Source organism: Fontimonas thermophila (assembly GCF_900113085.1).
GTDB lineage: Bacteria > Pseudomonadota > Gammaproteobacteria > Nevskiales > Nevskiaceae > Solimonas > Solimonas thermophila.
In genome coordinates, this window is sequence record NZ_FOOC01000010.1 from 73431 (window position 1) to 90914 (window position 17484).

The following is a 17484-nucleotide window of genomic DNA, read 5'->3' on the forward strand; positions in this document are numbered from 1 at the left end:
TCCCCCGACGCGGCATGTGGTGCATCCCACGCCCCCTTGGGCCGGCCACCGTTGACGCTTGAAAAGGCAGTTTCGATGAACGCACAGGAATGGCGCGCCGTCCTCGGACTCGGTGCTCTCTATGCGCTGCGCATGATCGGCATGTTCATGATCCTGCCGGTGTTCCAGCCATTCGCCGCAGGCTTGCCCGGCGGCGATCGGCCCTGGCTCGTGGGGCTGGCGATGGGCATCTACGGGCTCACCAATGCGCTGCTGCAGATCCCGCTGGGCATCGCCTCCGACCGCTATGGGCGCAAGCCGGTGATCTACCTCGGCATGGCCGTTTTCGCCCTGGGCAGCGTCATCGCCGGCGCCGCCGACAGCATCGGCTGGATTCTGGTCGGGCGCGCGCTGCAGGGCGCCGGCGCGGTGTCGTCGGCGGTGGCGGCGCTGCTCGCCGATGTCACCCGTGAGTCGGTGCGGACGACGGCGATGGCCATCCTCGGCGCCGGCATGGGGCTGTCGTTCATCCTCGCGCTGGTCACCGGGCCGATCGTCTCCGGCTGGATCGGCGTCAGCGGTATTTTCTACCTGACTGCGGTGCTGGCCTTGCTGTCGCTGCCCGTCGTGTTTTTCGGCGTGCCGACACCGGAGCTGCCGAGCGTGCGTGCCGGCGGTTTCCGTGCCGTGCTCACCGATGGTCAACTGCTGCGCTTCGACGCTGGCATCTTCCTGCTGCACGGCACGATGTATGCCTTGTTCCTCGGCGCGCCGCTGGCCATCGTCCAGACGCTGGGCCTGCCGGCCGAACGTCACTGGCAGGTGTATCTGCCAGTGCTACTGCTGTCGATCGTGCCGGTGTTTCCACTGATCCGCTGGGCCGAGGGGCGCGGCCATGCCAAGGCCGTTTTCCTCGCCGCGATCGCGGTTTTGTCCTGCGCGCTGGGGCTGGCGGCACTGCTGCATCGTTCGCCGGGCGGGCTGCTCGGTGCGCTGCTGCTGTTCTTCGTCGCCTTCAATTATCTGGAGGGAGCACTGCCGTCGATGATTTCGCGGCGCGCGCCGTCGGCGCACAAAGGCGCGGCGCTCGGGGTGTATTCCAGCGCGCAGTTCCTCGGCGCGTTCGCGGGGGGCACGGTCGGCGGCGTGGCTCTGCAGCACGGGGGGATCCCCGGCGTTTTTGCGGCGGCGGCGCTCCTGCCGCTGATCTGGCTCGGTCTTGCCTTGCGCGTGCAGATCCCGCAGCCGGTGGCGCCGCCCTTGGATGCCGGCGCCCGCAACGGGTAAGCTGACCGCCCCGTCCCCGGTGGACGCCACCATTTCATCGCGTTGACGACGGGAAGTTTCCACATTCATTTCCGAGATTCGAGCGAAAGCAGGGGGACGTCATGGCCCGCGGTGTCAACAAAGTCATTCTGATCGGCAACCTCGGCAAGGACCCCGAGGTGCGCTACTTCCCCAGCGGTGACGCCGTCTGCAACGTCACCCTCGCCACCACCGAGTCGTGGAAGGACAAGCAGACCGGCGAAACCAGGGAGGCCACTGAATGGCACAACCTGGTGTTTCCCGGAAAACTGGCTGAAATCGCCGGCAAGTATCTGAAGAAAGGCTCGCGGATTTACGTCGAAGGTTCCTTGCGCACGCGCGCATGGGAAAAAGACGGCGTCAAGCGCTATACCACGGAAATCCGCGTGGCCGAGATGCAGATGCTCGACGGCAAACCCAGCGGCACGGCGCCGATGGGCGAGGACGCCGACGCCGATGTGCGCCGCCCGGCGGCCAACGCAGGCCGCGCCGCGCCGGCCAGCGATGCCGATGCATCGTTCGAAGACGATGACATCCCGTTCTGACCGCCTTTGTTTGGCCCATCCTCTCGTCGCCCGGCCGATGCCGAGCGGGGGGCACGGAGGGCGTGTCCGAAATACCGTATCGCGCGTGTTCAACCATATCCTCGTGGTCTGTACCGGCAACATTTGCCGTAGCCCGATGGCGGAGGCGCTTTTGCGCGCCCGGCTGGGCCGGCGCGTGCGGCAGGTGGCCTCCGCCGGCACCGGCGCCTTGGTCGGCTTTCCCGCCGATCCCCTGGCCGTGGAGGTCGCGGCCGAGCATGGGCTTGATCTGTCGGCGCACCGCGCCCGGCAGGTTGCGCTGCCGCTGTTGTCGTCGGCGGACCTGATTCTGACGCTGGACCAGAGCCATAGCGACTGGCTCAATCGCCACTACCCGCAGCTGCGCGGCCGGGTGCACAAGCTGTTGCGCTGGTGTGGGAATGCCGACGTCCAGGATCCCTATCAGCGGCCGCGCGCGGCCTTCGTCCAGGCGTTTACGGATATCGAGGCCGGCGTCGAGGACTGGCTGCAGCGCCTCTGAAAGTCTTCAGGAGCGGGCTGGCATATACTATGCGGCCGTTTCCCGACGGCCTTGCGGCCGTGTGCCGATGTCCAGAAAGCTGTACCTGATCAGCTACGGTTGCCAGATGAACGAGTACGATTCGGCCAAGATGGCCGACGTGCTCGCCGCCTCGCACGGTTACCAGCGCACCGACAACCCCGACGAGGCGGATCTGCTGTTGCTCAACACCTGCTCGGTGCGCGAGAAAGCGCAGGAAAAGGTCTTCTCCGAGCTCGGCCGCTGGAAGGAGTGGAAGCAGGCCGCCCCTGGCCGTGTGATCGGCGTCGGCGGTTGTGTGGCGGCGCAGGAAGGGCAGGCGATCACCGAGCGCCAGCCGCTGGTGGACATCGTCTTTGGTCCGCAGACGCTGCACCGCCTGCCGGTTTTGCTCGACCAGGTGCGGGCCACGCGTCGGCCTGCGGTCGATGTGAGCTTCCCCGAGATCGAGAAATTCGACTGTCTGCCGGAGCCGCGCGCGCAGGGGCCGACTGCTTTCGTCAGCATCATGGAGGGATGCTCCAAGTACTGCACGTTCTGCGTCGTGCCGTACACGCGCGGCGAAGAAGTCAGCCGGCCGCTGGATAGCGTGCTCACCGAAATCGCCCAGCTCGCCGAGCAGGGCGTGCGCGAGGTGACGCTGCTGGGCCAGAACGTCAACGCTTACCGCGGCGCGATGGGCGCGCGCGGCGAAACCTGCGATCTGGCCTTGCTGATCGCCTACGTCGCCCGTATCCCCGGCATCGAACGCATTCGCTACACCACCTCGCATCCCGCCGAGTTCACCGATGCGCTGATCGAGGCCTTTGCGCAGGAGCCCAAGCTCGCGAGCTATCTGCACCTGCCGGTGCAATCGGGTTCGGACCGCATCCTCGGCATGATGAAGCGCGGTTACACGCGGGCGCAGTATCTGGAGAAAGTCCGTCGCGTGCGCGCCGCGCGGCCGGACATATCGCTGTCCACGGATTTCATCGTCGGCTTTCCGACCGAAACCGACGATGACTTCATGCGCACGATGGATTTGATCGCCGAGGCCGGGTTCGACTGCGCATTCAGTTTCATCTACAGCCCGCGTCCCGGCACGCCGGCCGCGAATCTGCGCGACAGCGTGCCGCTGGAGGAGAAGCAGCGGCGGCTCGAGATCCTGCAGGCGCGCATCCGTGCGCTCGACGGCGCGTTCAAGCGCGCCCTCGTCGGCACCACGCAGCGCGTGCTGGTGGAGCGCCCCGCGCGCCGCGCCGGCCAGATCGCCGGCCGCACCTCGACCAACCGGTGGGTGAACTTTGAGGGGCCGGCGTCGCTGATCGGCCGCTTCGTCGATGTCGAGATCACCGAGGCCCTCAACAACTCGCTGCGCGGGCGGCTGGTCCAGCCCGCGGAGATGGCGGCATGACCGGATCGGACCCTGCGCGTAGTACCCCGCGTGGCGTGCGTTCCGCGCAGGTGCGCACCGACGTGATCCTCGAACCGGATGACGCCCAGCGGCTGGCCAATCTCAACGGCCCTTTCGACGCCCATCTGCGCCAGATCGAGCTGCGGCTGGGCATCGAGATCCGCAACCGTGGCAACCGTTATCAGCTCGTCGGCGGGCCGCGCGATGTCAGCGCCGCCGAGGCCGTGATCAACCGGCTGTTCAACCAGACCCTCGACGATACGGTCACGACCGAGCACGTGCATCTGGCGCTCGCCGAACAAGGCGCCGGCGAGAACAGCGGCGAAGACGCCGCATCGGCGGGTTTCCACGACGAAGTCGTGATCCGCACCAAGCGTGGTGTCGTGCGCGGACGCAGCCCGCAGCAGAAAGCCTATCTGAAGGCGATCGCAAGCCATGATCTCAATTTCGGGGTCGGCCCGGCCGGTACGGGCAAGACTTATCTCGCCGTCGCCAGCGCCGTGCAGGCGCTCGAACGCGATCGTGTGCGCAGGCTCGTGCTCGTGCGGCCCGCCGTGGAAGCGGGCGAGAAGCTCGGCTTTCTGCCCGGCGACATGGCCGAGAAGATCAACCCCTACCTGCGGCCGTTGTACGACGCGCTCTACGAGATGCTCGGCTTCGAGAAGGTCGCGCGCCTGGTGGAGAAAAGCGTCATCGAAGTCGCGCCGCTCGCCTTCATGCGTGGCCGCACGCTCAACGAATCGTTCGTGATTCTCGACGAAGCGCAGAACACTTCCGTCGAGCAGATGAAGATGTTTTTGACGCGGATCGGTTTTGGCAGCGTGGCCGTGGTCACCGGCGATCTGACCCAGATCGATCTGCCCAGGCATCAGGTCTCGGGGCTCAAGCATGCGCTGTCGGTGCTGCACGGCGTGCCGGGCATCAGTTTCACGCATTTCCGCAAGGAAGACGTCGTGCGCCATCCGCTGGTGCAGGCCATCGTGCACGCTTACGAGGAGTACGAGCGGCGCGAGCCGCCGGCCACGTCGCGCTGATCATGGCCATATCCACGGGCGAGATCGCCATCCAGCGCGCGGTGCCGGCGCGTGGCATCCCGGCGGCGACATCCTTGCGCGCGTTCGCCCGCGCGGCGTTGCCGGCGCGGCACGGCGAGCTGACGATCCGCATCGTTGATCTCGACGAAAGCCGCGCGCTCAACCGTACCTGGCGGGGCAAGGACAAGCCCACCAACGTGTTGTCGTTTGCCGGCAGCGGCGAGGTGCTCGGCGATCTGGTCATCTGCGCGCCGGTGGTTGCGAGCGAAGCTGCCGAACAAGGCAAGACCCTGCGTGCGCACTGGGCGCACATGGTCGTGCACGGCTGCCTGCATCTGTGCGGCTATGACCACGAGCGCGACGACGATGCGCGCCGCATGGAGGCGCGTGAAATCTCGATTCTCAAGAAACTGGGATTTGCGAATCCGTATCGATGAGTGAAGACGGTCACAGTACCCGGCCCGAGGAAACGGGCCTTTCCCAATGGTGGCGCCGTGTCACCCAGCGGCTGCATGGCGGTCCGCGCACGCGCGAGGATTTGATCGAGCTACTGCGTGAGGCGCGCGCCGCCGAGCTGATGGATGCCGATGCGCTGTCGATGTTCGAGGGCATCCTGCAGACAGCCGAGACACAAGTGCGCGATGTCATGGTGCCGCGTGCGCAAATGGTCGTCGTCGAGCAGGCCTGGTCGCTGGACCGCATCGTGCCGGTCGTCGTCGAGTCCGGGCACTCGCGTTTCCCGGTGATCGGCGAATCCAAGGACGAGGTCGTCGGCATTCTGCTCGCCAAAGACCTGCTCAAATTCAGCTCGGGCATTCCTGGCTTCGATCCTGCGACCTTCGACCTGCGCCGGCTGGTGCGCCCGGCCGTGTTCGTGCCGGAGTCCAAACGGCTCAACGTGCTGCTCAAGGATTTCCGGCGTGGGCGCAACCACATGGCGCTGGTCGTCGACGAGTACGGCGGTATCGCCGGCCTGGTTACGATCGAAGACGTGCTCGAACAAATCGTCGGCGAGATCGACGATGAATACGACGAGGCAGAGACCGCGCCCATCCTCAAGCAGGACGAGCGCCGCTATCTGGTCAATGCGCTGACGCCGATCGAGGCGTTCAATGCCTATTTCGGGACGAATTTCCCGGACGAGGAATTCGACACGGTCGGCGGGCTGGTCATGCATCGCTTCGGGCACATGCCCAAGCGCGGCGAGAGCGTGCGCATCGACCGTTTCAACTTCAACGTGCAACGGGCCGACAGCCGCCGCGTTTATCTGTTCCAGGTCACGGTCGCGCCGGGCTGAGTCGATGCGTGCGCTGCTGGCGGTGCTGCTGCTGTGTGTGCCGGTGCTCGGCCACGCGCAGACGCCTGCGCCGCAGATCAGCGTGCTCACGTTCGCGCCGGGCGAAATCTACTGGCAGCGGTTCGGCCACAACGCCTTGCTGGTGCGACAAGCGGGCCAAGCGCTGGTCTATAACTACGGCATCTTCGATTTCCGCCAGGAACACTTTTTTCTCAATTTCGCGCGCGCGCGCATGCGCTACCGGCTCGACGTGACGCCGCTGTATCCGACCTTGCAGTACTATGCAGCGGAAAACCGCTGGGCCGTCGAGCAGCATCTGGCCTTGAGCCCACACCAGGCCCGCGCGCTTGCGGATTTTCTCGCCTGGAACGCGCGCCCGGAGAACGCCGAGTACCGCTACGACTACTTCACCGCAAACTGCTCGACCCGTGTGCGTGATGCCCTGGACCAGGTGCTCGGCGGGGCGCTGCGGCGCACCTTGCAGGCCCGTCCCGGGCACGGCAGCTATCGCAGCGAAGTCCTGCGTTTGATGGCCCCGCAGCCGGTGCTGATGCTGGGCATGGATCTGGGGCTTGGCCCACGGGTGGATGAACCGCTGGACCAGTGGCAGGAGGGCTTTATTCCGATGCGGCTGATGGCGGCCCTGCGCGGTGTGCGGATCGCAGCCGACGATGGCACGCAGCGGCCGCTGGTCGCATCCGAGCGCTGGCTGATCGTGCGCGAGGATCGCACGGGCGCACCAGTGCCGTATCCGACGGCACTTTTTCTGTCCGTGGGTCTTGCGCTGGGGGCGTCCATGTGGGGGTTGAACCGGATGCGCGCACACACTGCCGCGCGCATCGCCCTCGGCATGCTGGCCGGTGGGGCCGTTCTGGTGTGGGCGCTCGCGGGGAGCGTGCTGCTGCTCGGCTGGCTGGCGACCGAGCATTGGGGCATGGCGGCGAACCGCAACCTGCTTTTGCTCAATCCGCTGTGGTGGGTGCTGTTGCCCTGCGCGGCGGGGCAATGGCGCCGTGCACCGTCACGGCCGCGCCGCGTCGCGCGATTGGCGATGGGGGTGCTCGCCACCCTGTCGGTGCTGTCGCTGCCCTGGGCGCTGGTCGGCGTGCAGCCCAATCTGCACTGGGTAGCCCTGCTGCTGCCGCCGCAGCTCGCCGTGCTGCACCTGCTGCGCTCGGCAGATGATGTGCGGGGTGCTGTGGCTAGCGGTTGAGCCTGGTGGCGGCCGCATCGAAGATTTTCTCCGCATTCGCGGCGAGGAAATGACGGAAGATCAGCGGGCGGCCATCCTGCTGCCACAGGCGGTGGCCGTCGGCATCCAGCGCCTGGTTGCGCTCGATGATTTCGACAAACTGTTTTTCCGTCTGCGCCCAGCCGATGCGGCCGTCGGCCTCGCGCACGGGGGTTTGCATGGTCGCGGCCATCGTCGCGGTCTGGCGCAATGGCGTGCCCGGCGCCCCCTGGATGTCCGGCAGCATGCGCAGGCCGCGGGCGCGCATCGCCGCAGCCATCGCCTCGATGCCCGGATAGCCGGCGGCGTAGACATCGATCGTAACATGATTGAAATCAGGACCGAGGGCCAGCGCGCTCGCCGCTTCGCCGGAGATGCGGGCGACCGCTTCGAGCGTGCTGCGTTTCAGCGGTGGCCCGTTGCGCTGCATCAAACGCTCGACGAAGTGGGTGATGAAGGCTTCGGCGTCCGTTTCGGTGAGGCCGCCGCTGCGTTCGAAGCGCTCGATCAGCGCGATGAAGGGGCCGTGATCCACCGCCTGGGCCTGTTCGGCATTGTCCTCGCGGATCAGCGCAGCGACCTCCTCCGGGAACGCGGACAAATCGATCTGTGAGACGAAGATTTTGAACTGCGTCGCGTCCTCGCCGATCACCTGCAAGTCGCAGGACAGGAGTTTCTTCGCCGGGAAGCGGTAGTCGCGTTCGCGGCGCAGGCCGAGCACCTGGGCGGCCCTCACGAACAAGGCGGTTACGGCGGGATCGGCGGTGCGGATCGCGCCGTGATCGTTGTGGAAGCGTCCGCCATTGTCGGCGACCAACTGCTGCAGGATGACGAAGTCCGGGACATTGCGGGCGAACTTTGCGGTCGCACGCTCGACGAACAGCGCGCGCAGTGCCTGGGGCGGGAGCAGGGCGGCCATCGGTGTCTTCTTCGCTGGGAAAAGTGGTTGCCGGCCTATCTTGCGCGTGCTCTTGCGCAAGGACCAGCGGAAAAACAACCAATCCCGGGTTTAGACGATCCGCCTGCGCATGTTCAGCCGGTGCGCAGGGCCTCGACGATGGGTAAGCGGGCGGCGCGGATCGCCGGGAACAGGCCACCGATCAGGCCCATCGTCAGTGCCCAGGCCAGGCCTTGGCGGATCAGCTCAGGGGTGACGCGGAACGCGAAGGCGACCTGACTGAAGGTCTGGAAATTGAGCGTATTGACGGTGTAGCCGTTGAAGAAGACATAGGCCACGACGGCACCGACGAGTCCGCCGGCGAGCGCCAGCAGCAGCGACTCGATCATCACCGAAACCACGACCGGCAGTCCGCCGAAGCCGAGCGCGCGCAGGGTGGCGATCTCCACGGCGCGGGTGGCCACGGCCGCATACATGACGTTGAGCGCGCCAAACACGGCGCCGATCCCCATGATCACCGCGACGGTATAACCGAGGATGCGGATCAGCAGATGGAGCTGCTCCGAGCGCGAGGCGTAGTAATCCGGCTCGCGTTGTGCGGAGACGACCATGCGGGGGTCGGTGGTGAGCGCGTCTTTGAAAGTGGCGAATGCCGCGGCGCTTTCCAGGCGCACGGTCACCGAGTTGTAGGCGGTGCGCCGTGACGCCGTCTCCAGCGCCCCGGCATCGACCCAGAGCTCGGATTCATGGACGTCCCCGCCGGTTTCGAACACCCCGACGATGGTCCACGGCCCGTCGCGTACATCCACGGTATTGCCGATGCGCAGTGTCTCGAACTGCGCGGCGACGGCACGGCCGACCACGACCTCGCGCACGCCCGGCGTGAACATCCGTCCAGCCACGATACGGAATTCCGGGCGCACACGGCCGACATCGACCCGCGTACCGCGGACGACGACGTTGCTCGGTGTATCGGCGCCGGGCTTGGCGACGTCGGTGAGCAGATAGAACTCCGCGATGGCCTGGGGCGTGCCGTCGGCATCGCGCGCGATGCCGGGTGTGTCGGTGATGATCGCCGCCTGTTCGCGCGTGATGACGCTGCCGAGTTCGTCGGTGGAGCCGCCGCGCAGCACGATCGCGCGCTCGTGCGTGCCGGTGCCGGCGAGCGTCGCTTTGAAGCCGGCCGCCATCGACAACAGCGCGACGAGTACGCCGACGACGCCAGCGATGCCGATGACGATGACCATCGACGACCCCAGCCGCGACGGGATCGCGCGCAGGTTGACGGCGGTGACGGCGATGATCTGGCGCAAGGTGTTCATGCGCGATCCCTAACGCGCGGCCAGCGCATCGACGATCTGCAGCCGCATCGCGCGCAGTGCCGGTATCAGGCCGACGACGAGGGCGAGCAGGACCGCGATCGCGACCGCGCCGGCGAATGCACCTGGCGTCAGCGCAAGGCCGGAGAAGCCGGGCAGCTTTGCGGCGATGCCGGGCAGCAGCACGGCGGCGAGCGCAAGGCCGGACAGCGCCGCGAGCAGGCACAGCGCCAGCGATTCGGCGAGCACCAGGGCGAGCACGCCGCCATCCGAATACCCCAGTGTCTTGAGCACGGCGAGCTCGGGAATGCGTTCGCGCACCGACTGCATCATCGTATTGCCGGTGAGAAACAGCAGGGTGAAGAACACCGCTCCGATGATCGACGACATGATCAGGCCGATGTCCCCCATCTGCTTGATGAAAGCCTGATTGAAGGCTTTTTCGGTCTGCGTGCGCGTTTCGTGTGGCGAGTTGGCGAACAGCGCGTCGATCTGCTGGATGACGGTTTCGTTCTGCGCCGGATCGCGCGTCTTCACCACCATCCAGCCGACGGTGCCTTTGCCGAACTGGCGCGCCTCGTCGAAATACTCGTGGTGGAACAGCATCATCTCGTAGATCGAGCGATCCTTCGGGTTCTTCGTGTCGAAAATGCCGACGAGATCGAATTCCCAGTTGTTGGAACCGTCGGCCAGTGGCCAGATTCCGGCGATGATCGGAATGCGGTCGCCGATCGAAAAGCCGTAACGATCGGCGAGCGTCTTGGCGATGATGGCGCCGGTGCGTGTCCTGAGCATGGCCTGCTTCTGATCCTCCGGCAGCACGATTTCCGGATACATCGCCAGATAGGGCTCGATCTGCGTCGGAAACTGCGGAAAGAAGTTGCTCTCCTTCTGGTAATAGCCGCCGAACCAGGATTGACCGGCGACCAGCGCGACGCCGGGCAGACTCTGGATTTTCTGGATGTGACCGGCGGGCAGCACCTGGGTCAGCGAGTAGCGGCCGGTGGTGACCAGACGGTCGGCGCCGGCAACCTCGATACCGGTGTTGAAAGCGGCATTGACCGCCGTGAGCAGGGCATAGAGCAGGAACGCGACCGCGATCGACAGCATCGTGAACAGCGTGCGCGGCGGGCGGCGCCACAGCGTGGCCCAGATCAGCGGCAGATATCTCATGCGTGCGCCGCCTGTTCCACCAGGCGTCCCTTGTCCAGATGCAGGGTGTGCGTGGCGAATTCCGCGGCCTTGGGGTCGTGCGTGACCATGACGATGGTTTTGCCATGCTCGCGGTTGAGCAGCTGCAGCAGACCCAGCACCTCGTCCGCGGTCTTGCGGTCCAGATCGCCAGTGGGTTCGTCGCAGACCAGGAGCGTGGGATCGGCGACGATCGCGCGCGCAATCGCCACGCGCTGGGCCTGTCCGCCGGACAGCTCGGCGGGCTTGTGCTTGCCGCGGTCGGCGAGACCCACGATCTGCAGCGCGATGCGCACGCGTTTCATCCGCTCGGCGGCGGACAACGGCGTCAGCAGCAGCGGCAGTTCGACGTTGCGCTCGGCGGAGAGCACCGGCAGCAGGTTGTAAAACTGGAACACGAAGCCGACGTGCTGCGCACGCCAGCGCGTCAGTTGCGCCGAAGACATCTGGTCGAGCCGCGCATCGCCGACGCGCAGCTCGCCTGCGCTCGGCCGATCCAGTCCGCCGATCAGATTCAGCAGCGTGGTCTTGCCGGAACCGGAAGGGCCCATCAGGGCGAGGAAATCGCCTTTGTCGATGTCCAGATCCAGGTTGTGCAAGACCTCGATGGTCTGCCGGCCGCGCGTATAGCGCTTGCTGACGCCGCGAAGACTGACCACTGTCTGAGCCATCGCCGTTTCCTCACTGTGATCGGACCATCAGGGTTGCATGGTGACCGCCTTGCCATCGCTGAACTGGGCGAAGTCGCCGACGGCGAGCCGCTCGCCCGCAGAAACACCGCTGACGATGCGCACGGCGCCTGCGCTCTTGCCGGCGATGCGCACGGCGCGCCGCTCCAGCACGCCCGCGTCGGTGACGACATAGACCGTGCCCAGCTCGCCGTCGGTCTGCACTGCTTCGGCCGGGACGAGAACCCCGGCGGGCGGGCGCGGGGCTCCCGGCGTCGGCACCGCTTCGCGGAAAGACACGCGCACGCCCATTTCCGGCAGGATGCGCGGATCTTTTTGCAGAAAGCCGACGCGCACTTTGACCGTTGCCTTGGAGCGGTCGGCGGTCGGGATCACGGCGATCACCTGGGCCGGGATCTCCCAGTCCGGATAGGCATTCAGGCGCGCCACGGCGGGCTGCCCCGGCTGCACCCGGTTGATGAAGTTTTCGTTGACATCGACTTCGATTTCGAGCGAATCCATGTCGACGAGCGTGCCGATGCCGGTGCGCGTGCCGGCGCCGCCGGCCGATAGCGGCGAGATCATTTCGCCGGGCTGGGCGTTCTTCTCGGTGATGATGCCGTCGAACGGTGCCCGCACCACGGTGTCGTCGAGCTGGCGCTGTTGGACTGCGACCGTGCGCTCGGCAACGGCGACGTTGCGCTGCATCGTCTGCAGACGCGCGACGAGGCCATCGACGCCGGCCTGGGCGCTGTCGAGCGCTTGCTCGGAGACGAGCTTGCGTGACGCCAGCTCGCGCGTGCGGGCGAGCTGGCGGCGCGCCTCTTCGAGCTGCACGCCGACCTCGGCGAGCTGCGCGCGTGCCGCCTCGAGCTGCGACTGGGCCAAGGCGAGCTGCGCGCGCGCATTGCTGTCGTCGAGGCGGGCGAGCACCTGTCCGGCGCGCACTGCCTGACCCTCTTCGATCAAGAGTTCGACGACCTTGCCGGTGACTTTCGACGAAACCGTCGCCTGGCGCCGCGCGACGACATAGCCCGAGGCATCGAGCACCGACGGTGGCGGTGTGCCCTCCCGCAGTGGCTGGGCGACGACGGTTTTCACCGGCAGGGCATCGGGCACACGCAGCAGCAGCCATGCGCCGCACGCCAAGAGTGCGAACGCCACAAGAACAAGCCCGATCCAGCGCCGGCGCGGCGCTGCCGCCGCTGTGCCGCGATCGATCCTGAGCTGGCTCAGCAGAGCAGAAGTGTCGTTCATGTGAGCAGTGCGCCCGCATTCGGGGCGTGCACCAGTGTGCCGACTTTTTCATGCGCATGCCAAGCGGATGCGGCCAGGATCGGATGCGGCAAATCGATCGTGCGAGTCGATCGTGTCAGACCTGGGCCTGAGCCGATTATCATCGTGCGATCCGCGCCGCATGCGCGCCCGGCCATCCAAGGAGAGGTATGAGCCATCCAGCACCGCTGCCCGCCGAGCAGGCCGTCCGCCCCGTCTGCATCATCGTCGGCGCCGGTCCGGGCATCGGCCAGGCCGTCGCACTGGCCTTCGCCCGCGAGGGCTGTGATGTCGCGTTGCTGGCGCGCACCCCCCTGCGTTTGCAGGCGCTATGTGAGGAGATCCGCATCAAGACCGGACGGCGCGCCCGCGCCTACGCGGCCGATGCGGCCAGCGAGTCCGCGCTGATCGCCGGGATCGAGGCGGCCCGCGCCGATCTCGGCGATCCGGACGTACTCGTCTACAACGTCGCCACGCACGAGCCCGGCCGGCCGCTAAGCGTGCCGATCCCGCACCTCATCGAGGATTTCCGCATCAACGTCGTCGGTGCGCTGATCGCCGCACGCGCCGTGGCCCCGGCGATGATTGCCCGCAAGCGCGGCACCATTTTGTTCACCGGCGGCGGGTTTGCCTACGAGCCGGCGGCGGATTACGCCTCGCTGTCGATGGACAAGGCGGCGCTGCGTTCGCTCACCTACACGCTGGCGCAGGATCTGGGCCAGCATGGCATCCACGTCGCCACCGTCACCGTGCACGGCTTCGTCCAGCCCGGGACGGCGTTCGATCCGCACAACATCGCCGCGGCCTACATTGCGCTGTATCGGCAACCCAGGGGCCATTTCGAGATCGAGACGGTCTACAAGAAATAGAAGGGCTGCCCGACTCCGCCGGACTGCGGCTGGAAAGCCGCGCAAAGAAGCCGGAAACTGCGCGGCATGGCTGCTTTTTCGCTCATACGCGATATCGCCGCCCTGCGCGCCGGGCGTTTCGATCTGCTCGTCATCGGCGGTGGCATCTACGGCGCGTGGACCGCGTACGACGCGGCCAGCCGCGGGCTGTCCGTCGCCCTGGTCGAAAAGACCGACTGGGGCGCCGGCACGTCGTCGGCATCGAGCAAGCTGATCCACGGCGGGTTGCGTTATCTCGAGCACTATGAATTCGGGCTCGTGCGCCATGCGTTGAGAGAGCGGCGGACGCTGTACCGTATCGCACCGCATCTGGTGCGGCCGCTTCAGTTCGTGCTGCCGATGTGGAGGGGGCCGCGCGCACATCCGCTCATGGTCTCGGCCGGACTTGCGCTGTATGACCTGATGGCGCTCGGCGGACAGCCGGTGCCGCGGCACCGCTATTACCGTGCGCGCGAGCTGCTGGCACGCTATCCCTTCATCGATCCGGAACGTCTGCTCGGCGGTTTCCGTTACGGCGACTGTCAGGAAGACGATGCGCGCATGACGCTGGTCGTCGTCGCGGCCGCCCAGGGGCATGGCGCGGTCTGCGCGAACCGCGTCGCTGCGGAGAGCTTGATCGAGGATCGCGGCCGCGTCTGCGGCGCGCGCCTGCGCGATACGCTCGGTGACGAGGTCTTCGAGGTGCGGGCGAATGTCGTCGTCAATGCCGCCGGGCCGTGGGCACCGACGCTGCTCGGTGATGCCGCGCCCAAGGTGAAACTGGTCAAGGGCACTCATCTGGTGCTGCCGGCCATTGCCGGCTGCACCGAGGCTTTTTTGCTGACCGCCGCCGACGGACGTGTGTTTTTCGTGATTCCCTGGTATGGCCGCACCCTGGTCGGCACCACCGAACTACAGGTCACCGATCCCGCACAGGCCGTGCCCACCGACGAGGAGACGCACTATCTGCTCGAAGGCGTGCGTCGCGGGCTGCCGGGTCTGGGCTGGACCGAGGCCGATGTCATCGGCCGTTTTTCCGGGGTGCGCATGCTCAAGGCCGAGGACAGCGCATCGCTGGCCGCGGTCACGCGCGAGTTCGAGGCGACACAGCCGCGCCCGGGCGTGCTGATGCCGGTCGGCGGCAAGTACACCACCGCCCGCAGCGACAGCCGCGCGATCGTCGATGCCGTGTTCGGCCTGCTCGGGCGCCGGCCGCCGCCGTCACGCACCCACCGACACGCCTTGCCCGGTGCACCGACGGAACCGTTCGAGCGCTGGCAGGCGCAAACCGTTGCCCGCCTTGCCGCAGCCGGAATCGACACCGAGGCTGCGCGCTGGCTGACGCTGCGGCACGGCACCGGCGTCGAGGCGATCCTGGCGCAGGTGGGGGCGCATCGTGAACTGGCCGCGCGCATCGATGACCAGGCGCCGTTCATTCTGGCCGAGGCGGTTTGCGCCCTGCGCAACGAAATGGCGCACGACCTCGACGACATCGCGCGCCGCCGCATGCCGCTGTCGCTGCTGGTGCGCGGCGAGTCGTGGAAACCGCGGTTGCTCGCGCTGCTTGCGCAGGAACGCATGCACAACACAGCCCATGCTGCATCGCCACAATCCGACGAGCGGTCGGAAATCACCGCGGGATAGCTAAAAAATCCGATACCCATCGGCGGGTTTCTCGCGGATACTGCATCCGTTTTTGAGCCCGCTGCGCCGCTTGCGGCGGGGCATTGCTAAATGGATGGGGAGAGTCCACCTCTCCCGTGCGAGAAAGAAGGAGAGGCGCGATGAGGCAACTCAAATGGACGCCTGCCGTGGTGCTGGCGCTGATGCTGTCGGCCTGCGACAAGGCGGACAACGGCGATGGTGGTCTTGCGCAATCCCCGGACCGGTTGATCTCCCTGTTCGATCCGGTCGCGGCGAGCGCGGTCATTCCGTTTCCGAACGATGGCCTGTTCACCGGCACCACCGACGGCACGCTCAACATTCCCAATCCGGCCAACGCCCCGTTCGTGACCGCGGCGAACCGGCTCGACGGTTTTTCGACCGTCGCTTCGGCCTTCACCGACCTGATCGGCCGCGTCGATCTCGGCTCGGCGAACGCGCCGGGGTCGATCGTCATCATCAACACCCGGACGTTTTCCGCGCTCACTCCGGGTGTGGATTACCGCGTGCAGCGCTCCACCGCCATCGATCCGTTGACCGGCCGGCCGCTCGATGCGCTGCGCTCGCGCCTGCTGATCGAATGGCTCAAGCCGCTTGCGCCGGCGACGACCTATCTCGTCGCCGTCACCCGCGCACTGGTGTCGGAAGAAGGCGTGCACGCCGAGCCGGCCGATTTGTTCCGTGTGGTTCTCTCCAGCCGCACGGTCGATGAGCAGTTCGCATCCGGCACGGAGCCGGCGCTGACGACGCTCAGCCCGGCCCAGCGCGCGGCCCTCGAGAATGTGCGCCAGCTTTATCAGAACCGCATCCTGCCCGCGCTCGCCGCCGCCGGCATTGCCAGGGAAAACCTGGTGATCGCCTGGCCGTTCACGACGCAGTCGGTCGGTGTCACCCTCAGCCGGCTTGCGGCCACCGTCACGCCGCAGCCGATGACGCTGGTCGCGACCGGGCTGACCACGCAGGACGTGATTCCGGCGCTGCCGCCGGTTGCCGACGTTTACATCGGCAGTCTCACGCTGCCGTATTACCTCGCCGATGCGGCGGCAACGTCCGAGGATGGGGATTTCCTGATCAACGGCGCGCCCGACAATCCGCTGAACAGCTTCTGGCGTGCCGATCCTGCGGTCGTGAGCTCCGGCAACACCCCGACGGGGATTCCGTGCGGTGCGATCGCCCCCAGCGAGAGCACGACCGGCTGCTTCCCGCAGCCGCGGGCGCGCGCGAGCCAGCGCGTGCCGGTGCTGGTGACGATTCCGAACGCCAACAGCGGTCGCACGATGCCGGCATCCGGATGGCCGGTCGTCGTGTTCCAGCACGGCATCACCGGCAACCGCTCGCAGATGCTGCCGATCGCGCCGGCACTCGCCGCCGCCGGTTTTGCCGTCGTCGCCATCGATCTGCCCCTGCATGGTCTGCCGCCCGGGCATGCTTTGCGCGCCGGCACCGATGCCTTTCCGCCGAGCCTGCGGCCGACCGAGCGCACCTTCGATCTCGACCTCGTCAACAACACCACCGGTGCACCCGGTGCCGACGGTACGGCCGATGCCTCGGGTACGCACTTCATCAACCTGTCGAGTCTGCTGACCAGCCGCGACAACCTGCGCCAGGCCGAGGCTGATCTCATGACCCTCTCGGCCTCGCTGGCAGGCGCTGTCATTCTCGGCGGAGATTTCATGCCCAACGGCAACCGGTTCGACGGCAATGTCCCGACGCGGTATGTGGGGCACTCGCTCGGCGCCATCGTGACCGCATCCTTCCTCGGTGCCGATCCAGGCACGGGCGCCGCGGTGCTGGCGATGCCCGGCGGCGGTCTCGCCAAGCTGCTCGATGCCTCGGCAAGCTTCGGCCCGCGCATCGCTGCGGGACTGCTCGCGGCCAGCGGTGGCAGCATCCGCGAAGGCAACGATACCTACGTGTCGTGTCCCGGCTGATTGGTAACACGTCTGTTGAACAGTTCGGGGTGTGATCGCTGCCATTGTTTCATGGCCTGGATGGGGCTGACATGCCCCAAGGCTTTCTGTGGCAGTTGGTGATTGTACAGCCAGACATACCGCAGGATGGTGGCCTCAAGTTCTTCGCCGGAATGGAAGTGATGGGTGCGCAGGATGTCGGCGATGCGCCCGTTGAAGCGTTCAACCATGCCGTTGGTCTGCGGGTGTTTTGGGCGGGTCAGGCGATGCTCAATGCCTAGCTCCTCGCAGAGCTGATCGAACTGATGCCTGCCGGTCGGCGTACGCTCTCCCCGTGTGATGAAGCGATCCG

17 protein-coding genes are annotated in these 17484 nt (G+C 66.7%); 11 read left to right on the forward strand and 6 right to left on the reverse strand.

Going from position 1 to position 17484, the window contains the following annotated elements; all coding sequences use genetic code 11:
* Window positions 1–75: 75 nt before the first annotated feature.
* From BMZ48_RS10180 to BMZ48_RS10215, 8 genes are all read left to right on the forward strand, one after another.
* The gene (locus tag BMZ48_RS10180) at window positions 76–1266 is read left to right on the forward strand and encodes an MFS transporter (protein ID WP_091534689.1); all 1191 of its coding nucleotides are present in this window, start codon (window positions 76–78) and stop codon (window positions 1264–1266) included.
* A 101-nt stretch (window positions 1267–1367) separates the two neighbouring features.
* Window positions 1368–1829, forward strand: a complete 462-nt coding sequence (gene ssb, locus BMZ48_RS10185) for a single-stranded DNA-binding protein (protein ID WP_091534691.1) — start codon at window positions 1368–1370, stop codon at window positions 1827–1829.
* A gap of 85 nt (window positions 1830–1914) precedes the next feature.
* Entirely contained in the window at window positions 1915–2349 is a 435-nt protein-coding gene (locus tag BMZ48_RS10190) for a low molecular weight protein-tyrosine-phosphatase (RefSeq protein WP_091534693.1), read from the forward strand.
* A gap of 67 nt (window positions 2350–2416) precedes the next feature.
* A complete protein-coding gene (gene miaB / locus BMZ48_RS10195) occupies window positions 2417–3760 on the forward strand; it encodes a tRNA (N6-isopentenyl adenosine(37)-C2)-methylthiotransferase MiaB (protein ID WP_091534695.1) in 1344 nt (447 codons plus the stop codon).
* Entirely contained in the window at window positions 3757–4794 is a 1038-nt protein-coding gene (locus BMZ48_RS10200) for a PhoH family protein (protein WP_091534697.1), read from the forward strand. The genes miaB and BMZ48_RS10200 overlap by 4 nt, the downstream gene beginning before the upstream one ends.
* Window positions 4795–4796: 2 nt before the next feature.
* Window positions 4797–5231: an rRNA maturation RNase YbeY gene (gene ybeY / locus BMZ48_RS10205; protein ID WP_091534701.1), complete on the forward strand. Its 435-nt coding sequence runs from the start codon at window positions 4797–4799 to the stop codon at window positions 5229–5231.
* Window positions 5228–6091 carry a CorC family transporter gene (locus tag BMZ48_RS10210; RefSeq protein ID WP_091534705.1) on the forward strand — a complete coding sequence of 288 codons (864 nt, stop codon included), beginning with the start codon at window positions 5228–5230 and terminating at the stop codon, window positions 6089–6091. The genes ybeY and BMZ48_RS10210 overlap by 4 nt, the downstream gene beginning before the upstream one ends.
* 4 nt (window positions 6092–6095) lie before the next feature.
* The gene (locus tag BMZ48_RS10215; RefSeq protein ID WP_091534711.1) at window positions 6096–7304 is read left to right on the forward strand and encodes an Lnb N-terminal periplasmic domain-containing protein; all 1209 of its coding nucleotides are present in this window, start codon (window positions 6096–6098) and stop codon (window positions 7302–7304) included.
* On the opposite strand, the gene BMZ48_RS10220 is transcribed toward BMZ48_RS10215, so the two are convergent.
* The 5 genes from BMZ48_RS10220 to BMZ48_RS10240 all read right to left on the reverse strand — a co-directional run bounded on the left by BMZ48_RS10220 (window position 7294) and on the right by BMZ48_RS10240 (window position 12655).
* Entirely contained in the window at window positions 7294–8241 is a 948-nt protein-coding gene (locus tag BMZ48_RS10220) for a 2-oxoadipate dioxygenase/decarboxylase family protein (RefSeq protein ID WP_091534714.1), read from the reverse strand. The genes BMZ48_RS10215 and BMZ48_RS10220 overlap by 11 nt on opposite strands.
* A 113-nt stretch (window positions 8242–8354) precedes the next feature.
* Entirely contained in the window at window positions 8355–9542 is a 1188-nt protein-coding gene (locus tag BMZ48_RS10225) for an ABC transporter permease (RefSeq protein WP_091534717.1), read from the reverse strand.
* Window positions 9543–9551: 9 nt separating this feature from the next.
* A complete protein-coding gene (locus tag BMZ48_RS10230; protein WP_091534719.1) occupies window positions 9552–10712 on the reverse strand; it encodes an ABC transporter permease in 1161 nt (386 codons plus the stop codon).
* Window positions 10709–11401, reverse strand: coding sequence for an ABC transporter ATP-binding protein (locus BMZ48_RS10235; RefSeq protein WP_091534722.1), 693 nt, complete (start codon window positions 11399–11401; stop codon window positions 10709–10711). Before BMZ48_RS10235 ends, BMZ48_RS10230 begins: the two co-directional genes overlap by 4 nt.
* Before the next feature lie 27 nt (window positions 11402–11428).
* Entirely contained in the window at window positions 11429–12655 is a 1227-nt protein-coding gene (locus BMZ48_RS10240) for an efflux RND transporter periplasmic adaptor subunit (protein ID WP_091534725.1), read from the reverse strand.
* A gap of 188 nt (window positions 12656–12843) precedes the next feature.
* On the opposite strand from BMZ48_RS10240, the gene BMZ48_RS10250 reads away from it, so the two are divergent.
* From BMZ48_RS10250 to BMZ48_RS10260, 3 genes are all read left to right on the forward strand, one after another.
* The gene (locus BMZ48_RS10250; protein ID WP_091534730.1) at window positions 12844–13542 is read left to right on the forward strand and encodes an SDR family NAD(P)-dependent oxidoreductase; all 699 of its coding nucleotides are present in this window, start codon (window positions 12844–12846) and stop codon (window positions 13540–13542) included.
* 66 nt (window positions 13543–13608) lie between these two features.
* On the forward strand, window positions 13609–15204 hold the full coding sequence (locus BMZ48_RS10255; protein WP_091534733.1) for a glycerol-3-phosphate dehydrogenase/oxidase: 1596 nt from the start codon (window positions 13609–13611) through the stop codon (window positions 15202–15204).
* Between the two features lie 140 nt (window positions 15205–15344).
* A complete protein-coding gene (locus tag BMZ48_RS10260; RefSeq protein ID WP_091534735.1) occupies window positions 15345–17153 on the forward strand; it encodes a hypothetical protein in 1809 nt (602 codons plus the stop codon).
* Here the strand turns inward: BMZ48_RS10260 and BMZ48_RS10265 are convergent.
* The coding region (locus BMZ48_RS10265) for an integrase core domain-containing protein (RefSeq protein ID WP_143383677.1) at window positions 17132–17484 on the reverse strand (353 nt) is incomplete at its 5' end. The genes BMZ48_RS10260 and BMZ48_RS10265 overlap by 22 nt on opposite strands.